The organism is Mycobacterium sp. (assembly GCF_052144515.1).
Taxonomy (GTDB): domain Bacteria; phylum Actinomycetota; class Actinomycetes; order Mycobacteriales; family Mycobacteriaceae; genus Mycobacterium.
Genome location: NZ_JBKQQD010000378.1, coordinates 41,624 through 60,992, shown reverse-complemented (window position 1 = coordinate 60,992; position 19,369 = coordinate 41,624). Strand labels below are relative to the sequence as shown.

Here is a 19,369-nt window from a genome sequence, read left to right as displayed (position 1 = left end):
GCGCGCGGATACACGGCCGGTAACTTGGCCCGATAGCCTGAAGCCGTGTCCGACGGTCTGTTCGACCTGCCCGGCGCGGCGCGGCCGACCGATGTTGGCCTGGGCGTGTCGGCCGGAGCGCCGCTGCCGGTGCGGATGCGGCCGGCGGCGCTGGACGAAGTGGTCGGTCAGGACCACCTGCTGGCGCCGGGATCACCGCTGCGCCGGCTCGTCGAGGGCTCCGGGGTGGCGTCGGTCATCCTCTACGGCCCGCCAGGCAGCGGCAAGACGACGCTGGCGGCGTTGATCTCACAGGCTACCGGCCGCCGCTTCGAGGCGCTCTCGGCGTTGTCGGCCGGCGTCAAAGACGTTCGGGCCGTTATAGATTCGGCGCGAAAGGCCCTCCTCAACCGTGAGCAGACGGTGCTGTTCATCGACGAAGTACACCGCTTCTCCAAGACCCAGCAGGACGCCCTGCTGTCCGCCGTGGAAAACCGGGTGGTGTTGCTGGTGGCGGCGACCACCGAGACTCCGTCGTTTTCTGTGGTCGCGCCGCTGCTGTCCCGGTCGCTGATCCTGCAGTTGCGGCCGCTGACCGCCGATGACGTCCGAACGGTCGTGCAGCGCGCGATCGACGATCCCCGCGGCCTGGGCGGGCGGGTCGCGGTGGCGCCCGACGCCGTCGACCTGGTGGTGCAATTGGCCGCCGGCGATGCCCGCCGCGCCCTGACGGCGCTGGAGGTCGCTTCCGAAACGGTCCGAGCGGCCACCGAGGAAGTGACCGTCGAGACCATCGAGCAGTCCCTGGACAAGGCCGCGGTGCGCTACGACCGCGACGGCGACCAGCACTACGACGTCATCAGCGCCTTCATCAAATCCGTGCGCGGCTCCGACGTCGACGCCGCGCTGCACTATCTGGCCCGCATGCTGGTCGCGGGGGAGGACCCGCGGTTCATCGCCCGCCGGCTGATGATCCTGGCCAGCGAGGACATCGGGATGGCCGATCCGACCGCGTTGCAGACCGCGGTCGCCGCCGCGCAGACCGTGCAGCTAATCGGGATGCCCGAAGCCCAGCTGACGTTGGCGCATGCCACCGTCCATTTGGCCACCGCGCCGAAGTCGAACGCGGTCACCACCGCGCTGGGCGCTGCGATGAGCGACATCAAGGCGGGCAAGGCCGGTATGGTGCCGGCGCATCTGCGCGACGGGCATTACTCTGGTGCGGCGTCGCTGGGCAACGCGCAGGGCTATAAGTACTCCCACGACGACCCGGACGGCGTAGTCGCGCAACAATATCCGCCGGACGAGCTGGTCGACGTCGACTACTACCGACCCACCGGACGCGGCGGCGAACGGGAGATCGCCGGCCGGCTGGAGCGGCTGCGGGCGATCATCCGTCGCAAGCGCGGGTGAGCGTGACTAGGGTCCCTGGACGGCAACTTGGGTGCCGTCGGGTTGCGTCACGTAGTGATACTGGTGGCAGATGGCCATGTTCCACATGGCGCCATTGGGTATGGGCTGGCCCGGACACCACCACTCTTGCGGCGCCATGTTCGGCGCCAGGCCCACACTGCCTGCCAAAACACTGATGGCCAGCCCATTAAGTGCGTGTTTCATTCATGGTCCCTTCCCGGCAGAGGAGCGACCGTAACGCCACCGCGAGTACCGGAGCGGAAATTTCACAGCGCCGTTACGCTGGGCGCGAGGGAATCATGAGAACGTTCACCGACGAGGAGATGGGCCGACTGCTGCCCGACGCCAAGCCCTACAGCGTCGTCATCCTCAAGCGGGGATCCAAATACGAAGACGACGCGGCACCGGCGATCATCTGGGAGCACGGCCGCCGCAATTTCGGGCTGCGCGAAGACGGCGTGCTGGCGGTCGTCCTGCCCGTCACCGACGGGTCCGACGTGTGCGGCGTCGGGGTGTTCGACGCGACCGTTGAAGCCACCACCGCGGTAATGAACGACGACCCCGGGGTGGCGGCCGGAGTGTTCACCTACGAGGTGCACCCGTGCCGCGGATTCCCCGGCGACTCGCTGCCGGGCTAGGAGCAGCGCCCGACTTCTGCGCGCACCGAGCGTCACGCAGGCGTGACGCTCGGCGAGAAACGCGCGGGACCCTCAGACCAGCTCGGGCACCCGCAAGCGGGCGATCGCCAGCTCGAATTCGACCACGTCGACCACCTCGGCGCCTAAATCCCGCACGCGGCGGCTGCGCAGCTCGGTCGCGCGGTCGCGGTTTCGGGCCATCGCGTCCATGCTGTCGAACGTCGAGCAGGACACCGCACGCCGGCATGCCGGGTGGTCGACCATCAGGCTGGCACTGCAGAAGCCGTCGAGGTTTTCCAGCTCCGGCAGCACCGCCGTCCGGTAGAAGTCCAGCGAGCGGTTGAGCTGATCCGGCACCACCTTGAGCCAGGTGGCCCGCACGCATGCCCCCTCGTGCGACCGGTGGTCGCGGTGCAGCAGGGCGATATCCCATTCCTCGACCCGCGCGCTGCCGTCGAACATCATCGCGGCCCGGTCACGAACGGGAGCCACCCGCTCGGCGCTGGCGCGCATTGTCTCCAAGCCGTCCCAGGCGCTGGTGGCGATGCATGTGCCGGACTGCCGGTCGACCAACAGCGACAGCCCCACAAACCCGTCAAGCTCCTGCAGCGCAGGCATGACGACATCGCGAACATGGGCGATTCCAATGTCGACCGACAGAGGTTGCGCCTGAATGGTGGTGGAGCGTGCGTACACGATCGACCCCTCCCGTGTCGGGGCAGCGCCCCGGTGGCGCCACCGGTCCCACCAGATACCTTCCTCCTGCCGGTTACCGCTGGCAACGATTAATTGGTGACTGATTCGGGACTAATTGGGCTGTGGTCGCGATCACAAACAATTGCCTGGTCCTGGGCCCTTACCTGCGCCCCGCCGTAGGCTTGGCCAGATGCAGACCGATGTGTTGGATGTGGACACCTCCAGTCGCCGCATCGTGGACCTCACCGATGCGGTGCACAGGTTCTGCTTCAGCTACGGCGACGGCCTGTGCAATGTGTTCGTCCCGCACGCGACGGCCGGGGTCGCGATCATCGAGACCGGCGCGGGCTCCGACGATGACCTGGTCGACACGTTGGAGCGGCTGTTGCCGCGCGACGACCGGTACCGGCACGCGCACGGCTCCGAAGGCCACGGCGCCGACCATGTGTTGCCGGCGATCGTCGCGCCGTCGGTGACGGTGCCGGTCGTGGGTGGCGAGCCTCAGCTGGGCACCTGGCAAAGTATCGTGCTGGTCGACCTCAACCGGGACAATCCGCGGCGGTCGGTGCGGTTGAGCTTTCTGGATGGCTAGCGGCTAGCGTCCAATGGCGAGAATCGACCCGAGAGCAAGCACCTAAGGAAGCAAAAGAGTGCAGACACACGAGATCAGGAAGCGGTTCCTTGATCATTTCGTGAAGGCGGGCCACACCGAGGTGCCCAGCGCGTCGGTGATCCTCGACGACCCCAACCTGTTGTTCGTCAACGCCGGCATGGTCCAGTTCGTGCCGTTCTTCCTCGGGCAGCGCACACCGCCCTACGCGACGGCCACCAGCATCCAGAAGTGCATCCGCACCCCGGATATCGACGAGGTCGGCATCACCACCCGGCACAACACGTTCTTTCAGATGGCCGGCAATTTCTCGTTCGGCGACTACTTCAAGCGTGGGGCCATCGAACTGGCCTGGGCGCTGCTGACCAATCCGGTCGCCGACGGGGGCTACGGGCTGGATCCCGAAAGGCTCTGGGCCACCGTGTATCTCGATGACGACGAGGCCGCACAGCTGTGGCAGGAGATCGCCGGGCTGCCGGCCGAGCGGATCCAGCGCCGCGGCATGGCCGACACCTACTGGTCGATGGGCATCCCGGGGCCGTGCGGGCCTTCCTCGGAGATCTACTACGACCGCGGGCCCGAGTTCGGACCCGAGGGCGGTCCCATCGCCAACGAGGACCGCTACCTCGAGGTCTGGAACCTGGTGTTCATGCAGAACGAGCGCGGCGAGGGATCGTCCAAGGAAGACTACGAGATCCTCGGGCCGTTGCCCCGCAAGAACATCGACACCGGCATGGGGGTGGAGCGCGTCGCGCTGGTCCTGCAAGGCGTGCACAACGTCTACGAGACCGACCTGCTGCGGCCGGTCATCGACCTGGTGGAGGCTCGGGCACCCCGCGGTTATGACGTCGGGAACCACGAAGACGACGTGCGCTACCGCATCATCGCCGACCACAGCCGCACCGCCGCGATCCTGATCGCCGACGGGGTCAGCCCGGGCAACGACGGCCGCGGTTACGTGCTGCGCCGGCTGCTGCGTCGGGTCGTCCGGTCGGCCAAGCTGCTGGGCTTGGATATCTCGGACACCCCGATCGTCGGTGAGCTGATGGCCACCGTGCGCGACGCGATGGGCCCGTCGTATCCCGAACTGGTCAGCGACTTCGCGCGGATCAGCCGCATCGCCGTCGCCGAGGAGACCGCGTTCAATCGCACGCTGACGTCGGGCTCGAAGCTGTTCGAGGACGTGGCCAACGCTACCAAAACGTCAGGCGCCACGGTGGTTTCCGGCTCGGACGCCTTCACCTTGCACGACACCTATGGTTTCCCGATCGAGCTCACTCTCGAAATGGCGGCCGAAGCCGGCCTGACCGTCGACAAGACCGGCTTTCACGAGCTGATGTTGCAGCAACGCCAGCGGGCCAAGGCCGATGCCGCTGCGCGCAAACACGCGCACGCCGACCTGACCGCCTACCGCGAGCTGGTCGACGCCGGCCCCACCGAGTTCACCGGCTTCGACGAATTGACCTCCGAGGCAAGGATTCTCGGCATCTTCGTCGACGGCAAACGGGTCCCGGTGGTGGCGCATGCGGCGCACGGTGAAGCCGCCGTCGTGGATCGGGTCGAACTGGTGCTGGACCGCACCCCGCTGTACGCTGAGTCCGGCGGTCAGCTCGCCGACGTCGGCACCGTCCGCGGAACCGGCGCAGGCGAAAGCGCCCGCGCGGCGGTCACCGACGTGCAGAAGATCGCCAAAACCCTTTGGGTGCACCGCGTCAACGTGGAATCAGGGGAATTCGTCGAGGGCGATACCGTCGTCGCGGCGGCGGACCCGGAATGGCGCCGCGGCGCCACGCAAGGCCACTCGGGCACCCACATGGTGCACGCCGCGCTGCGACAAGTGCTGGGGCCCAACGCGGTTCAGGCCGGGTCGCTGAACCGGCCGGGCTACTTGCGCTTCGACTTCAACTGGCAGGGGCCTCTATCGGACACCCAGAGCTCACAAGTCCAAGAGGTCACCAACGAGGCCGTGCAGGCCGACTTCGAGGTGCACACCTTCACCGAGCAACTCGAGAAGGCCAAGGCGATGGGCGCGATGGCGCTGTTCGGCGAGGCCTATCCCGAGGAGGTGCGGGTGGTGGAGATCGGCGGGCCGTTCTCACTGGAGCTGTGCGGGGGCACGCATGTGCACAACTCCGCGCAGATCGGCCCGGTGACCATCCTCGGCGAATCCTCGATCGGCTCCGGGGTGCGCCGGGTGGAGGCCTACGTCGGGCTGGACTCGTTCCGCCACCTGGCCAAGGAGCGCGCGCTGATGGCCGGGCTGGCCTCGTCGCTGAAGGTGCCGTCCGAAGAGGTGCCCGCCCGGGTGGCCAATCTGGTGGACCGGCTCAAGGCCGCCGAGAAGGAACTCGAACGCGCCCGACTGGCGAACGCCCGGGCCGCCGCGACCAACGCCGCGGCGGGTGCGGAGCGGATCGGTAACGTCCGTGTGGTGGTGCAACGGATGTCGGCCGGGATGACGGCGGCCGACCTGCGGTCTCTGGTCGGCGACATCCGGGGCAAGCTGGGCAGCGACCCCGCGGTGGTCGCGCTGATAGCTGTGGTTTCAGGGGATGACGGCCCCACCGTGCCGTACGCGGTGGCCGCCAATCCAGCCGCCCAAGATCTCGGGATCAGCGCCAACGACCTGGTCAAACAGCTCGCCGTGGCCGTCGACGGCCGCGGCGGCGGTAAGGCCGACCTGGCGCAGGGCTCAGGTAAGGATCCGACCGGCATCGACGCGGCGCTCGACGCGGTACGCGCGGAGATACGGCGGGTCGGCTGAGTGGTTTCGGCACAGCGGGATCCTGGACGGGGACGACGGCTCGGCATCGATGTGGGCAGTGTGCGCATCGGCGTGGCCGTCAGCGATCCCGACGGCATCCTCGCGACCCCGGTGGAGACGGTTCGCCGCGACCGTACCGGTAAGCATCTGCGCCGACTGGCCGCGCTGGCCGCCGAGCTGGAGGTTGTCGAGGTGGTCGTCGGGCTGCCGCGGACACTGGCCGACCGCACCGGCCCGTCGGCCCGGGACGCGACCGAACTGGCCGCGGCGCTCGGGCACCGGGTTGCCCCGACACCGGTGCGGCTCGCCGATGAGCGGCTGACCACCGTCAGCGCGCAGCGATCCCTGCGCGCGGCGGGTGTGCGCGCCAAGGATCAACGGGCGGTGATCGACCAGGCGGCGGCGGTGGCGATCCTGCAGAGCTGGCTCGATCAGCGGCGTGCCGCCCTCTCCGGGCCTGCCGCGGCGGGGGATATCGTCGGTGGTTGACAGCGTGCGGCAGGAACGCGCCGAGCCCGAGGAAGTCGGGCCGCCCCGGCGCAAGATGAGCCGCCTGGCGCAGAAGCGGGCCGAGCGTGGCCAGCGCCGGAGGCGCTTCGCCGGCAGATTGGCCCTCGGCCTGCTCATTGTGGTGGTGCTCACGGCCGTCGTCGTCGGCTTCCGGCTGTGGCACACGATGTTCGGGACGGGTGACGATTACAGCGGACCCGGCAAGCAAGACATCATGATTCAGGTACACGCCGGTGACTCCACCACCGCGATCGGGGAGACGCTGCACAACAGCGGCGTGGTCGCCACCGTCCGCGCATTCCTCAACGCGGCGCACGGGGTCGCGGGGATTTCGTCGATCCAGCCGGGCTTCTACCGGATCCGGACCGAGATCTCGGCCGCTTCCGCGGTGGCGCGACTCGTCGATCCGAACAACAGGGTGGGCAAGCTGGTCATCCCGGAGGGACGACAGCTCGACGACACCACCGACATGAAGACCAATATGGTGAATCCTGGCATCTTCTCACTGATTTCCCGCGCTACCTGCGTGGACCTCGACGGCAACCGACGCTGCGTCGCGGTGGAGGACCTGCGCAACGCCGCCGCCAAAAGCAATCTGATCGCGCTGGCGGTGCCGCCCTGGGCGATCGAACCGGCCAACGAGCTGGGAAGCGACCATCGCCGGATCGAGGGTCTGATCGCCCCGGGAACCTTCGACGTCGATCCGACGGCCTCGCCGGAGAACATCCTGGCGGGTCTGATCGGCGCCGGCGCCGAGGAATACACGAAATCCGGGCTGGTGGACACCGCCCAATCCCTGCACCTGTCGCCCTACGACATCCTGGTGGTGGCGTCGCTGGTGCAGCAGGAAGCCGACTCGCAGGATTTCCCGAAGGTGGCGCAGGTCATCTACAACCGCCTGCACATTCACCACACGCTGGAGTTCGACTCGACGGTGAACTATCCGCTGGACCGCCGGGAGGTGGCCACCACCGACGCCGACCGGGCCCAGAAGACGCCGTGGAACACCTACGTGTCCCAGGGACTGCCGGCGACCGCGATCTGCTCTCCCGGTGTCGATGCGCTGCGCGCCGCCGAGCACCCCGAGCCGGGGGACTGGCTGTACTTCGTCACCATCGACAAACAGGGCACGACGCTGTTCACCAAGGATTATCAACAGCATTTGGCGAACATCGAGCTGGCCAAGCACAACGGTGTCCTCGACAGCGCCCGCTAGGAAAGCCGGGGTGCTGGGCTCGCCGGTCGCGCATTCCCGCTCCCCGCAATTGCACCTGGCCGCCTACCGCGCGCTCGGCTTGCACGACTGGACCTACGAGCGCATCGAATGCGGTGCCGACGAGCTGCCGGCCGTGGTCGGTGGGTTCGGGCCGGACTGGGTCGGCGTGTCGGTGACCAAGCCCGGCAAGTTCGCCGCCCTGCGGTTCGCCGACGAGCACACGCCGCGCGCCGAACAGGTCGGGTCGGCCAACACCCTGGTTCGCACCCGGCGCGGCTGGCGCGCCGACAACACCGACGTCGACGGCGTGACGGGGGCGCTCGGTTCTGTGTCCGGGCGCGCGTTGGTGTGCGGGTCGGGCGGCACCGCGCCGGCGGCCGTCGTGGCGCTGGCCGAACACGGCGTCACCGGCGTCACCGTCGTGGCGCGCAACCCGGACAAGGCCGCCCGGCTGGTGGACCTCGGAACCCGCATCGGCGCGCCCACCCGGTTCTGCGCCCTGGACAGCGACGGCCTGGCCGACGAGGTGGCTGCCGCCGAGGTCCTGGTCAGCACTGTCCCGGCCGACGTGGCTGCGCGCTATGCCGGCACGTTCGCCGCCATCCCGGTGCTGCTGGACGCCGTCTACGACCCGTGGCCGACGCCGCTGGCCGCCGCGGTCACCGCCGCTGGCGGTCGGGTGATCAGCGGCCTGCAGATGCTGTTGCATCAGGCGTTTGCGCAGGTGGAGCAATTCACCGGGCTGCCCGCCCCGCGCGAGGCGATGGCTTGCGCTTTGGAGCCGTTGGACTAGCCTGCCGCGAATGCGGATCGGCTTGCCCAGCGTAATAGCGGCCCTGGTGCTCACCTGGCTGGCCGTGTTGAGCTGCTACGACATCAGGCAACGACGGCTGCCCAACGCGCTAACGCTGCCGGGTGCGGCCGTGATTCTGCTGGCCGGCGCCATGGTCGGCCGCGGCGTGCCGGCGCTGGCCGGGGCTGCGGCGCTGGCTGGGGTTTATCTGCTGGTGCACCTGGTGGCGCCGGCGGCGCTGGGAGCCGGTGACGTCAAACTCGCGATCGGCCTGGGTGGGCTGGCCGGCTGCTTCGGTGTCGAGGTGTGGTTTCTGGCGGGGTTGGCCGCTCCGCTGCTGACGGCGCTGTGCGGTGTGGTCGGGATGTTGTGCGGCGTGCGTACCGTGCCGCACGGCCCGTCGATGTGCCTGGCCACCGCAGCCGCAGCGGGGCTGGCCCTCGTGGGTTGAGCCCATGGGAAGATAGTCGGGTGTTGCGTTGGATCACTGCCGGGGAATCGCACGGCCGAGCGTTGGTGGCCGTCGTCGAAGGCATGGTCGCCGGCGTGCAGGTCACGTCCACCGAGATCGCCGACCAACTGGCCCGACGCCGGCTCGGCTACGGCCGCGGCGCGCGGATGAAGTTCGAGCGTGACGCGGTCACCATGCTGTCCGGGGTGCGCCACGGCGTCACGCTGGGCGGTCCCATTGCCATCGAGATCGGCAACACCGAGTGGCCGAAGTGGGAAACCGTGATGGCCGCCGACCCCGTCGATGCGGCGGAACTGGAAAACTCGGCCCGCAATGAACCGCTGACCCGGCCGCGGCCCGGCCACGCCGACTACGCGGGGATGCTCAAGTACGGCTTCGACGACGCCCGGCCGGTGCTGGAGCGGGCCAGCGCCCGCGAGACCGCCGCCCGCGTCGCGGCGGGAACCGTCGCGCGCGCGTTCCTGCGGCAGGCGCTCGGCGTCGAGGTGGTCTCCCACGTCATCGCGATCGGCCCGTCGGCGCCCTACGACGGACCCCCGCCGCGGGCCGAAGACCTGCCCGCCATCGACGACAGCCCGGTCCGTGCGTTCGACAAGGCCGCGGAGGCGGCCATGATCGCCGAGATCGAAGCGGCCAAGAAGGACGGCGACACTCTCGGCGGGGTGGTCGAGGTGGTGGCGATGGGCCTGCCGGTCGGGCTGGGATCGTTCACCAGCGGTGACAACCGGCTCGACAGCCAGCTGGCCGCCGCCGTGATGGGCATCCAGGCGATCAAGGGCGTGGAGATCGGCGACGGCTTCGAGACCGCGCGCCGCCGCGGCAGCCACGCCCACGACGAGATGTATCCCGGGCCCGACGGGGTGGTCCGGTCGACCAACCGGGCCGGCGGGCTGGAAGGCGGCATGACCAACGGCCAGCCGCTGCGGGTCCGCGCGGCGATGAAGCCGATCTCCACCGTGCCCCGAGCGCTGGCTACCGTCGACCTGGCGACTGGCGACGAGGCCGTCGCCATCCACCAGCGCTCCGATGTGTGCGCCGTGCCGGCCGCCGGCGTCGTGGTCGAAACCATGGTGGCGCTGGTGCTGGCCCGCGCGGCGCTGGAGAAGTTCGGCGGCGACTCGCTGACCGAAACCCGCCGCAACATCGAGGCCTACCGGCGCGCGGTCGCCGAGCGGGAAGCGCCCACCGCGCGGAAGTCCGGGTAGGCGCTCATGACATCCAAGGCACCCAAGGCGGTACTCGTCGGATTGCCGGGTTCGGGCAAGTCCACCATCGGGAGGCGGCTGGCCAAGGCGCTCGGGGTCGGCCTGCTCGACACCGACGTGGCCATCGAGCAGCAGACCGGCCGGACCATCGCCGACATCTTCGCCAACGACGGGGAGCAGGAATTCCGGCGCATCGAGGAAAACGTGGTGCGCGCGGCACTGGCGGAGCACGACGGCGTGCTGTCGCTCGGCGGCGGCGCCGTCACCAGCCCGGGGGTGCGCGAGGCGCTCGCCGGGCACACGGTCATCTATCTGGAGATCAACGCCAACGAAGGCGTGCGGCGTACCGGCGGCAACACCGTGCGGCCGCTGCTGGCCGGGCCGGACCGCGCCGCGAAATTCCGCGCCCTGATGTCGGCCCGGGTTCCGCTGTACCGGCGCGTCGCAACAATGCGGGTAGACACCAACCGCCGCAATCCGGGGGCCGTGGTCCGCTACATCGTGTCTCGGCTACAGGCACCGGCAGACGCCGCCTCGCCAGCGCAGGCCGCCAAATGACCGAAGACACCGCACCGGTCACCGTGCAGGTGGCCGTCGACCCGCCGTATCCGGTGGTCATCGGCCGGGGTCTCTTACAAGGCCTGTCCGACGAATTGGACCAACTCCTTTCCGGTCGGCACCGGGTCGCGATCCTGCACCAACCGGTGCTGGCCGACACCGCGGAGGCGATCCGAAACCACCTGGCCGGCAAGGGCGTCGACGCGCACCGCATCGAGATTCCGGACGCCGAGGCGGGTAAGGACCTGCCGGTCGTCGGATTCATCTGGGAAGTGTTGGGCCGCATCGGAATTGGCCGGAAAGACGCCCTGGTCAGCCTCGGCGGCGGGGCCGCCACCGATGTCGCCGGCTTCGCCGCGGCCACCTGGCTGCGCGGTGTCGCGATCGTGCACGTGCCCACCACGTTGCTCGCCATGGTCGACGCGGCCGTCGGCGGCAAGACGGGGATCAACACCGAGGCCGGCAAGAATTTGGTCGGCGCGTTTCATCAGCCGCTCGCTGTCGTGGCTGATCTGGCAACTCTGGAAACGTTGCCGCGCAACGAGATCGTGGCCGGGATGGCCGAAGTGGTCAAGGCCGGGTTCATCGCCGATCCGGCGATCCTCGACCTCATCGAAGCCGACCCGCAGGCCGCTCTGGACCCGAAAGGCGACGTGTTGCGGGAGCTGATCGTGCGGGCGATCCAGGTCAAGGCCGAAGTCGTCGCCGCCGACGAGAAGGAGTCGGAGCTGCGCGAAATCCTCAACTACGGGCACACTTTGGGGCACGCGATCGAGCGCCGGGAGCGCTACCAGTGGCGGCACGGCGCCGCCGTGTCGGTGGGCCTGGTATTCGCGGCCGAGCTGGCCAGACTCGCCGGACGGCTCGACGACGCCACCGCGCTGCGGCACCGCACCATCCTGGAGTCACTCGGCCTGCCGGTCAGCTATGACGCCGACGCATTGCCGCAACTGCTGGAATACATGGCCGGCGACAAGAAGACCCGGGCCGGCGTGCTTCGGTTCGTCGTCCTCGACGGCCTGGGCAAACCGGGCCGGATGGCGGGACCGGACCCGACGCTGCTGGCGGCCGCCTACAGCGAAGTCGGTGCGTCATGACAGCTCCGATCATCGTGAACGTCATCAACGGCCCGAACCTGGGCCGGCTGGGCAGGCGCGAGCCGGATGTCTACGGCAGCACCACCCACAATGAGCTAGCCGCCCTGATCGAACGCGAAGCCGCCGAGCTTGGCCTCAAAGTCGTTGTGCGGCAAAGTGATAGCGAAGCCGAGCTGCTGGACTGGATCCATTCGGCCGCCGATGCCGGCGAACCGGTGATCCTGAATGCGGGCGGCTTCACGCACACCTCGGTGGCCCTGCGCGACGCCTGCGCCGAACTGAGCGCGCCCTTGATCGAGGTGCACATCTCCAATGTGCATGCGCGCGAGGAGTTTCGGCGCCATTCCTACATCAGCCCGGTCGCAACCGGGGTGATCGTCGGGCTCGGAGTGCAGGGCTACCTGCTCGCCCTGCGCTATCTGGCGGCCCGCTAATCCTTCTTCGGGGTGTCCGGCTTGGTTTGGTCGGCGTCACGCGTCCGGATCACCTCGGTCTTGTCTTCGCTACCGGATGGGCTGCCCCACGGGCCGCCGGGCAGTTTGAACGATTCGGTGGGCGCCTCACTCGCGCCGGTGGCGATGGTTTCGGTGGGTGCCTCACGTTCGGCCCCACGTTCAGCTGTGGCCACCGCCGCGCGTTGCTCAGTCTGGGCTTGACCCTTGTCCCCTTTTTCGAGAGGGATCTCACCGGTCGGGGAGTCATCGGCGCGAACGGCGGAGAACACATCGGTGTCGGCCCCTCGCTCAGGCCCATCGGCAAGCCCGTGGTGTCTCTCCGGTTCTTTCTCGTACTGCCGATCCACCCGCCACCGGCCGACCGCCACACCGACGATCCCGGGCAGGAACACGGTGAGCGCGGTGAACGCCGCGAACGTGGTCACCTCGTTGAGCAGCCCGCCGGTGTAGATCGCGCTGTACACCTGGGCGATGAGCCAGGACACCGCACCGCTGAGGATCCCCGCGACCAGGCCGGCGAGCAGCCAGGTCATCGCCAGATCTTGGCGGCGGTCCGGATCCCGATTCGCAGTGGCGTCGGCGCGGCCGTCCCTGATTCCCCACACGGCTACGCCGATGACGAAAAGCAGGAGCAGCACGACGCTGATCAACCCCGACTGCGTCTGCCATGCGTTGATCAGTGCCCCCTGGACCACTCGGAGGACAACCATCGCAACGGCGAACACCAATCCGCGCAGCATCCAGTCTCTCATGGAGTCTCAGCGTAGCGAGTAGCGTCAAGAGCCGTGACACATTCCCAGCGTCGACACAATCTCAAATCAGCGATCGCGGCTACCGAGCTGGACGCGATGCTGGTCACGGACTTGACCAACGTGCGCTATCTGTCGGGCTTCACCGGCTCCAACGGCGCATTGCTGGTCTTCGCCGACGATCGCGAGCCGGTGCTGGCCACCGACGGCCGGTACCGCACTCAGGCCGCGCAGCAGGCACCCGGGCTCGAGGTCGTCATCGAACGGGCCTGTGGACGCTACCTGGCCGGTCGGGCCGCCGACGACGGCGTGCGCAGGCTGGGCTTCGAGAGCCATGTGGTCACGGTGGACGGCCTGGATGCGCTGACGAACGAGCTGGACAAGCGGACGTCCGGTGACACATCGGAACTGGTCACCGAGCTGGTGCGTGCCTCCGGAACCGTGGAGGCGCTGCGCGAGGTCAAAGACGCGGGTGAGCTGGCGTTGCTGCGGCTGGCCTGCGAGGCGGCCGACGCCGCACTTAGCGACCTGCTGGATCGCGGCGGTCTGCGGCCCGGGCGAACCGAGCGCGAGGTGGCTCGCGAGTTGGAGGCGCTGATGCTCGACCACGGCGCCGATGCGGTGTCCTTCGAGACGATCGTGGCCGCGGGGCCGAATTCGGCGATCCCGCACCACCGGCCGACCGACGCGGTGCTGGCGACCGGCGATTTCGTCAAGATCGACTTCGGCGCGCTGGTCGCCGGATATCACTCCGACATGACCCGCACCTTCGTGCTGGGTAAGGCCGCCGACTGGCAGCGGGAGATCTATCAGCTGGTCGCCGACGCGCAGCGGGCCGGCCGGGAAGCGTTGCGGCCGGGCGTCGGCCTGCGCGATGTGGATGCCGCTGCGCGCCAGTTGATCGCCGACGCGGGCTATGCGGAGCACTTCGGACACGGTCTGGGACACGGCGTGGGCCTGGAGATCCACGAAGCTCCGGGCATTGGCGCGACGTCCGCCGGCACACTGCTCGCGGGTTCCGTGGTGACGGTGGAGCCCGGCGTCTATCTGCCGGGACGCGGCGGTGTCCGCATCGAGGACACGCTGGTCGTGCCCTCGGAAACAACACCAGCGACGCCGGAAACCGACGGGCACACCCCGGAATTGCTGACCCGGTTCCCCAAGGAGCTGATCACCCTGATTTAGCTGGTACCGGTGGTCCCGTGGGTGGCCGAACAACGCCCCGCCGGCGCCGCCTGCCCCGCCCACACCGTCGATGCCGTCGTACGCGCCGGACCCGCCGTTACCGCCGTCGCCGCCGTTGCCGATCAACTTGGCATTGCCGCCGTTGCCGCCGTCCCCACCTGAGCCGAAGTGACTACTGCCGCCCGCTCCGCCGTCACCCCCGTCGCCGAAGAGAGAACCGGGCCGTGCACCTCGGCCGCGGTTTGCTGCATCCGGCCGCGGGTAAGCTCGCCGGGGCGCGGATAGGACGAGGGGGTTGTGGGGATTTCCCACCAGGCCCGGCGGCTCGGTAAGGTCGAGCGCCGGCAACGGTTCAGCCATACTCGTTAGGCAGACCCGATAACGGGTGGAAGCTCGTTCACTAGATAACTGGCCATCCTGTAGGAGATTTACCGATCGTGGCAACCACTGCTGACTTCAAAAACGGACTAGTCCTGGTCATCGACGGACAGCTGTGGACCATCACCGAGTTCCAGCACGTCAAGCCCGGCAAAGGCCCCGCGTTTGTGCGTACCAAGCTGAAGAACGTGCTCTCGGGCAAGGTCGTCGACAAGACGTACAACGCCGGCGTCAAGGTGGACACCGCCACCGTCGACCGCCGCGACACCACCTACCTGTACCGCGACGGCTCGGACTTCGTGTTCATGGACAGCGAGGACTACGAGCAGCACCACCTGCCCGAATCCCTGGTCGCTGAATCCGCACGGTATCTGCTGGAGGGCCTGCCGGTGCAGGTGGCGTTCCACGACGGGGCGCCGCTGTACATCGAGTTGCCGGTCACGATCGAACTCGTGGTAACCCACACCGAGCCGGGCCTGCAGGGCGACCGGTCCAGCGCGGGCACCAAGCCGGCCACCCTGGAGACTGGCGCGCAGATCCAGGTGCCGCTCTTCATCAACACCGGCGACAAGCTCAAGGTGGATTCGCGCGACGGCAGCTACCTGGGCCGCGTCAACGCGTGAGCGGGCGTTATGCCTGACGAAAAGCCGGCCCGGCCTGTTAAGGGACGCCATCAGGCCCGAAAGCGCGCCGTCGACCTGTTGTTCGAAGCCGAGGCCCGCGGCCTGACCCCGACCGAGGTGGTCGACGTCCGTACCGCGTTGGCCGAGGCCAAGCCCGAGGTTGCGCCGCTGCACCCCTATACCGTCGCGGTCGCCCGCGGTGTGAACGAGCACGCCGCGCACATCGACGACTTGATCACCTCGCATCTGCAGGGCTGGACGCTGAACCGGCTGCCCGCGGTGGACCGCGCCATCCTGCGGGTCGCGGTGTGGGAACTGCTGTACGCCGACGACGTGCCCGAGCCGGTCGCCGTCGACGAGGCCGTGGAGCTGGCCAAGGAGCTGTCCACCGACGAATCGCCGGGCTTCATCAACGGAGTGCTGGGCCAGGTCATGCTGGTGACGCCGCAGATCCGCGCCGCCGCTCGGGCGATCCGGGAAGGCGCCTCATGAGCCGCCTGGAACTCCGCCTCGCCATCGCCGCCTTCCTGGCGGGCACGGTGGTGCTTGGCGCTGTCGTGTGCGCTGCTTATGGGTTGACCATCGTCGCTTCGGCGATGTCGATATACGCGCTGGGCGTCGGCGCGTGGCTGTATCACTGCATCGAACGCGTGGTCGTGGCCAATCGGATCAGCACGGTTCGAACGGCGGCCAAGCCGCTACAGCCGCTGCTACCGGTGATAGCGGCGCTCATGGGCTTGACGCAGGGCGTGGTGAGGTCGCTGTCCGATGTCACCGATCTACCCGCGCGACGCTGGGAGCTTCCGGTTTTGCGGTGGGTGGAAAGCACGCGCGGTAGGGGCCGGGTGGCTATTGATGACGCCGACGACGAAGTGGACGGCTGACCCGCTCATCCGGTGGGTCCGATCCCGGGTAAGGAAATCGCCGCGCGGCGAGCGCGAGCGGGACACAATGGTTGCTGTCCCATGATGGAAATCCGGTACCACATCCCAGCGACCGCGATAGCACGCGCCTGCGGACAACCCGTACCGATCACAGCGCCCGGTAATTATTCGCGTCCTGCGCGCGATAATGACGAATGCACCAAGGACAGGTGACGGCATGAATCGAAACGGTGCCCGCCCGCGGCGACTTCGGGTCTCCGCGCTGGCGGCCGTAGCTAACCCGTCGTACACGCGCATCGACACGTGGAACCTGCTCGACGACGCATGCCGGCACCTCGCCGAGGTTGACCTCGCCGGGCTGGACAAGGCTCACGACCTGGCTCGGGTCAAACGACTAATGGACCGCATCGACGCCTACGAGCGCTACTGGTTGTACCCCGGCGCGGAGAATCTGGCGACCTTCCGCGCTCACCTGGAGAGCCTTTCCACGGTGCGGCTCAGCGAAGAGGTGTCGCTGGCCGTGCGACTGCTGAGCGAATATGGCGACCGCACAGCGCTTTTCGACACCTCCGCGCCGCTGGCCGATCAGGAGCTGGTGGCCCAGGCCAAACAGCAGCAGTTCTATACCGTGTTGCTCGCCGACGATTCGCCGCCCACGGCCCCGGACTGCCTGGCCGAAAGCCTGCGGGCGCTGCGCAACCCGTCCGACGACATCCAGTTCGAGGTCCTGGTCGCCCCCAGCGTCGAGGATGCCATCACCGCGGTCGCACTCAACGGCGAGATCCAGGCCGCGATCATCCGCCATGACCTGCCGCTGCGGTCCCGCGACCGGGTGCCGCTGATGAACACGCTGCTGGGGCCCAACGATGACGCGGTCAGCAGCGAATGCGCTCAGGACTGGGTCGAATGCGGCGAGTGGATCAGAGAACTGCGGCCACATATCGACCTCTACCTGCTGACCGACGAATCGATCGCGGCGGGCAATGACGACGAGCCCGACGTCTACGACCGGACGTTCTACCGGCTCAACGATGTCACCGATCTGCACAGCACGGTGATCGCGGGTTTGCGGAACCGGTACGCCACGCCATTCTTCGACGCGCTGCGCGCGTACGCGGGGGCGCCCGTCGGACAGTTCCATGCGCTGCCCATCGCCCGTGGCGCCAGCATCTTCAACTCGAAGTCGCTGCAGGACATGGGGGAGTTCTACGGCCGCAACATCTTCATGGCCGAGACATCGACCACGTCCGGTGGCCTGGACTCGCTGCTGGATCCGCACGGCAACATCAAGAAGGCGATGGACAAAGCCGCGCGTACATGGCGTTCCGACCACACCTACTTCGTCACCAACGGAACGTCGACCGCCAACAAAATCGTCGTGCAGTCCCTGACCCGGCCGGGCGACATCGTGCTGATCGATCGCAACTGCCACAAGTCGCACCACTACGGCCTGGTGCTGGCCGGCGCGTACCCGCTGTACCTGGACGCGTATCCGCTGCCGCAGTTCGCGATCTACGGCTCGGTGCCGCTGAGCACCATCAAGAAGGCGCTGCTGGATCTCGAGGCGGCTGGGCAGCTGCACCGGGTACGCATGCTGCTGCTCACCAACTGCATCTTCGACGGCGTCGTCTACAACCCTCGTCGCGTGATGGAGGAGGTGCTGGCGATCAAGCCGGACATCTGCTTCCTATGGGACGAGGCGTGGTACGCGTTCGCCACCGCCGTGCCGTGGGCCCGGCAACGGACGGCCATGGTGTCAGCGAAGCGACTCGAGCACACCTTGGCGTCGCCGGAATACGCCGAGGAATACCGCAGTTGGGCCGCGTCGATGGAGGGGATCCCCCGGTCGGAGTGGGTTGATCACCGGCTGTTGCCCGACCCCAGTAGGGCGCGGGTCCGGGTGTATGCGACGCACTCGACCCACAAGTCGCTGTCGGCGTTTCGGCAGGCGTCGATGATCCACGTCCGCGACCAGGATTTCAATGCGCGTGCCCGCGACGCGTTCGGCGAGGCGTTCCTGACGCACACCTCGACATCGCCGAACCAGCAACTTCTCGCCTCGCTGGACCTGGCGCGCCGGCAGGTCGACATGGAGGGTTTCCAGCTGGTCCGGCAGGTCTACGACATGGCGCTGGTGTTCCGCCACCGCGTCCGCAAAGACCGGCTGATCAGCAAGTGGTTTCGCATCCTCGACGAAGCCGACCTGGTGCCCGAGGAGTTCCGGGCCTCCGCGGTCAGCTCGACCGCTTCGATCAGGCAGGGGGCCCTGGCGGAGTGGAACGAGGCCTGGCGCTCCGACCAGTTCGTGCTGGACCCGACGCGGGTCACCCTGTTCCTCGGCAACACCGGAATGAACGGGTACGACTTCCGCGAGAAGATCCTGATGGACCGATTCGGCATCCAGATCAATAAGACCTCTATCAACAGCGTGTTGTTGATCTTCACCATCGGCGTCACGTGGTCGAGCGTGCACTATCTGCTCGACGTGCTGCGGCGGGTGGCCACCGATTTCGACCGGGAGAAGCAGGGGGCCAGCGCGGCCGACTGGGCACTGCACGAGCGCCGGGTCGAGGAGATCACCGAGGATCTGCCGCACCTACCTGACTTCAGCGAGTTCGACTTCGCCTTCCGTCCCGTGGACGCTTGCTCGTTCGGCGACATGCGGGCGGCCTTCTACGCGGGATACGAAGAGGCCGACCGCGAATACGTGCTGATCGGCGCGGCCGGGCGGCGGCTCGCCGAGGGGAAGAGGCTGGTGTCCACTACGTTCGTGGTGCCGTACCCGCCCGGGTTCCCCGTGCTGGTCCCGGGTCAGGTGGTCTCCAAAGAGATCGTCTACTTCCTGGCCCAGCTGGACGTCAAGGAAATCCACGGATACAACCACGACCTCGGGTTGTCGGTGTTCACCCAGGAAGCGCTGGCGCGCATGGAGGCCCAACGGAATGCGGCGACGGCCGCCGTGGGTGCCGCGGTCCCAGTCTTCGAAATCTCATCGGATGCTTCTAGTTTGGGGGCGGCGGGAGCCGTTAATGGAGACCGCGCGGTGCGCGCGGCTGCCAAAGACGCGTAGCTGACTCGTAGGCCTCTGGCGGCGGAGATGTTCGAGGTGGGCAAAATTTCTACCGGCTTCCGGAGAGTCCTGCG

At 68.1% G+C, this 19,369-nt stretch carries 21 protein-coding genes; 18 read left to right on the top strand and 3 right to left on the bottom strand.

The window, feature by feature from the left end; translation table 11 throughout:
* Window positions 1–45 precede the first annotated feature (45 nt).
* Window positions 46–1,392: a replication-associated recombination protein A gene (locus ACLP9N_RS25130; protein WP_442409913.1), complete on the top strand. Its 1,347-nt coding sequence runs from the start codon at window positions 46–48 to the stop codon at window positions 1,390–1,392.
* Between the two features lie 6 nt (window positions 1,393–1,398).
* On the opposite strand, the gene ACLP9N_RS25125 is transcribed toward ACLP9N_RS25130, so the two are convergent.
* Window positions 1,399–1,596, bottom strand: coding sequence for a hypothetical protein (locus tag ACLP9N_RS25125; RefSeq protein WP_442409912.1), 198 nt, complete (start codon window positions 1,594–1,596; stop codon window positions 1,399–1,401).
* Window positions 1,597–1,691: 95 nt separating this feature from the next.
* Here ACLP9N_RS25125 and ACLP9N_RS25120 point away from each other — a divergent pair, with 95 nt between their 5' ends.
* A complete protein-coding gene (locus ACLP9N_RS25120) occupies window positions 1,692–2,030 on the top strand; it encodes a hypothetical protein (RefSeq protein ID WP_442409911.1) in 339 nt (112 codons plus the stop codon).
* Between the two features lie 72 nt (window positions 2,031–2,102).
* Here the strand turns inward: ACLP9N_RS25120 and ACLP9N_RS25115 are convergent, their stop codons facing one another.
* Window positions 2,103–2,726, bottom strand: coding sequence for a hypothetical protein (locus tag ACLP9N_RS25115; RefSeq protein WP_442409910.1), 624 nt, complete (start codon window positions 2,724–2,726; stop codon window positions 2,103–2,105).
* Window positions 2,727–2,928: 202 nt separating this feature from the next.
* On the opposite strand from ACLP9N_RS25115, the gene ACLP9N_RS25110 reads away from it, so the two are divergent.
* The 10 genes from ACLP9N_RS25110 to aroQ are packed head-to-tail and all read left to right on the top strand — an operon-like array spanning window position 2,929 to window position 12,385.
* Window positions 2,929–3,318, top strand: a complete 390-nt coding sequence (locus ACLP9N_RS25110; protein WP_442409940.1) for a secondary thiamine-phosphate synthase enzyme YjbQ — start codon at window positions 2,929–2,931, stop codon at window positions 3,316–3,318.
* Window positions 3,319–3,376: 58 nt separating this feature from the next.
* A complete protein-coding gene (gene alaS, locus ACLP9N_RS25105) occupies window positions 3,377–6,100 on the top strand; it encodes an alanine--tRNA ligase (RefSeq protein ID WP_442409909.1) in 2,724 nt (907 codons plus the stop codon).
* Complete coding sequence (gene ruvX / locus ACLP9N_RS25100) at window positions 6,101–6,589, top strand: Holliday junction resolvase RuvX (protein ID WP_442409908.1); 489 nt, start codon at window positions 6,101–6,103, stop codon at window positions 6,587–6,589. It begins immediately after the preceding gene.
* A 55-nt stretch (window positions 6,590–6,644) separates the two neighbouring features.
* A complete protein-coding gene (gene mltG / locus ACLP9N_RS25095) occupies window positions 6,645–7,826 on the top strand; it encodes an endolytic transglycosylase MltG (protein ID WP_442409939.1) in 1,182 nt (393 codons plus the stop codon).
* Window positions 7,804–8,619 carry a shikimate dehydrogenase gene (locus ACLP9N_RS25090; protein WP_442409907.1) on the top strand — a complete coding sequence of 272 codons (816 nt, stop codon included), beginning with the start codon at window positions 7,804–7,806 and terminating at the stop codon, window positions 8,617–8,619. Before mltG ends, ACLP9N_RS25090 begins: the two co-directional genes overlap by 23 nt.
* Before the next feature lie 10 nt (window positions 8,620–8,629).
* Window positions 8,630–9,070 (top strand): prepilin peptidase, encoded by a 441-nt coding sequence (locus ACLP9N_RS25085; protein ID WP_442409906.1) that lies wholly within the window; start codon window positions 8,630–8,632, stop codon window positions 9,068–9,070.
* Between the two features lie 20 nt (window positions 9,071–9,090).
* Complete coding sequence (gene aroC, locus ACLP9N_RS25080) at window positions 9,091–10,296, top strand: chorismate synthase (protein WP_442409905.1); 1,206 nt, start codon at window positions 9,091–9,093, stop codon at window positions 10,294–10,296.
* Window positions 10,297–10,302: 6 nt separating this feature from the next.
* Window positions 10,303–10,854, top strand: a complete 552-nt coding sequence (locus ACLP9N_RS25075; RefSeq protein ID WP_442409904.1) for a shikimate kinase — start codon at window positions 10,303–10,305, stop codon at window positions 10,852–10,854.
* Complete coding sequence (aroB, locus tag ACLP9N_RS25070; RefSeq protein WP_442409903.1) at window positions 10,851–11,951, top strand: 3-dehydroquinate synthase; 1,101 nt, start codon at window positions 10,851–10,853, stop codon at window positions 11,949–11,951. The genes ACLP9N_RS25075 and aroB overlap by 4 nt, the downstream gene beginning before the upstream one ends.
* Window positions 11,948–12,385 carry a type II 3-dehydroquinate dehydratase gene (gene aroQ / locus ACLP9N_RS25065; RefSeq protein ID WP_442409902.1) on the top strand — a complete coding sequence of 146 codons (438 nt, stop codon included), beginning with the start codon at window positions 11,948–11,950 and terminating at the stop codon, window positions 12,383–12,385. Before aroB ends, aroQ begins: the two co-directional genes overlap by 4 nt.
* Here the strand turns inward: aroQ and ACLP9N_RS25060 are convergent.
* Window positions 12,382–13,158 carry a B-4DMT family transporter gene (locus ACLP9N_RS25060; RefSeq protein ID WP_442409901.1) on the bottom strand — a complete coding sequence of 259 codons (777 nt, stop codon included), beginning with the start codon at window positions 13,156–13,158 and terminating at the stop codon, window positions 12,382–12,384. The genes aroQ and ACLP9N_RS25060 overlap by 4 nt on opposite strands.
* Window positions 13,159–13,191: 33 nt before the next feature.
* On the opposite strand from ACLP9N_RS25060, the gene ACLP9N_RS25055 reads away from it, so the two are divergent.
* The 6 genes from ACLP9N_RS25055 to ACLP9N_RS25030 all read left to right on the top strand — a co-directional run bounded on the left by ACLP9N_RS25055 (window position 13,192) and on the right by ACLP9N_RS25030 (window position 19,295).
* Window positions 13,192–14,340 carry an aminopeptidase P family protein gene (locus ACLP9N_RS25055; RefSeq protein ID WP_442409900.1) on the top strand — a complete coding sequence of 383 codons (1,149 nt, stop codon included), beginning with the start codon at window positions 13,192–13,194 and terminating at the stop codon, window positions 14,338–14,340.
* Between the two features lie 9 nt (window positions 14,341–14,349).
* Window positions 14,350–14,502 carry a hypothetical protein gene (locus ACLP9N_RS25050; RefSeq protein ID WP_442409899.1) on the top strand — a complete coding sequence of 51 codons (153 nt, stop codon included), beginning with the start codon at window positions 14,350–14,352 and terminating at the stop codon, window positions 14,500–14,502.
* 275 nt (window positions 14,503–14,777) lie between these two features.
* Window positions 14,778–15,341: an elongation factor P gene (gene efp / locus ACLP9N_RS25045; RefSeq protein WP_442409898.1), complete on the top strand. Its 564-nt coding sequence runs from the start codon at window positions 14,778–14,780 to the stop codon at window positions 15,339–15,341.
* 9 nt (window positions 15,342–15,350) lie between these two features.
* Entirely contained in the window at window positions 15,351–15,833 is a 483-nt protein-coding gene (nusB, locus tag ACLP9N_RS25040) for a transcription antitermination factor NusB (RefSeq protein ID WP_442409897.1), read from the top strand.
* Window positions 15,830–16,225, top strand: a complete 396-nt coding sequence (locus tag ACLP9N_RS25035) for an antitermination protein NusB (RefSeq protein WP_442409896.1) — start codon at window positions 15,830–15,832, stop codon at window positions 16,223–16,225. The genes nusB and ACLP9N_RS25035 overlap by 4 nt, the downstream gene beginning before the upstream one ends.
* A gap of 217 nt (window positions 16,226–16,442) precedes the next feature.
* On the top strand, window positions 16,443–19,295 hold the full coding sequence (locus tag ACLP9N_RS25030) for an aminotransferase class I/II-fold pyridoxal phosphate-dependent enzyme (protein ID WP_442409895.1): 2,853 nt from the start codon (window positions 16,443–16,445) through the stop codon (window positions 19,293–19,295).
* Window positions 19,296–19,369 lie beyond the last annotated feature (74 nt).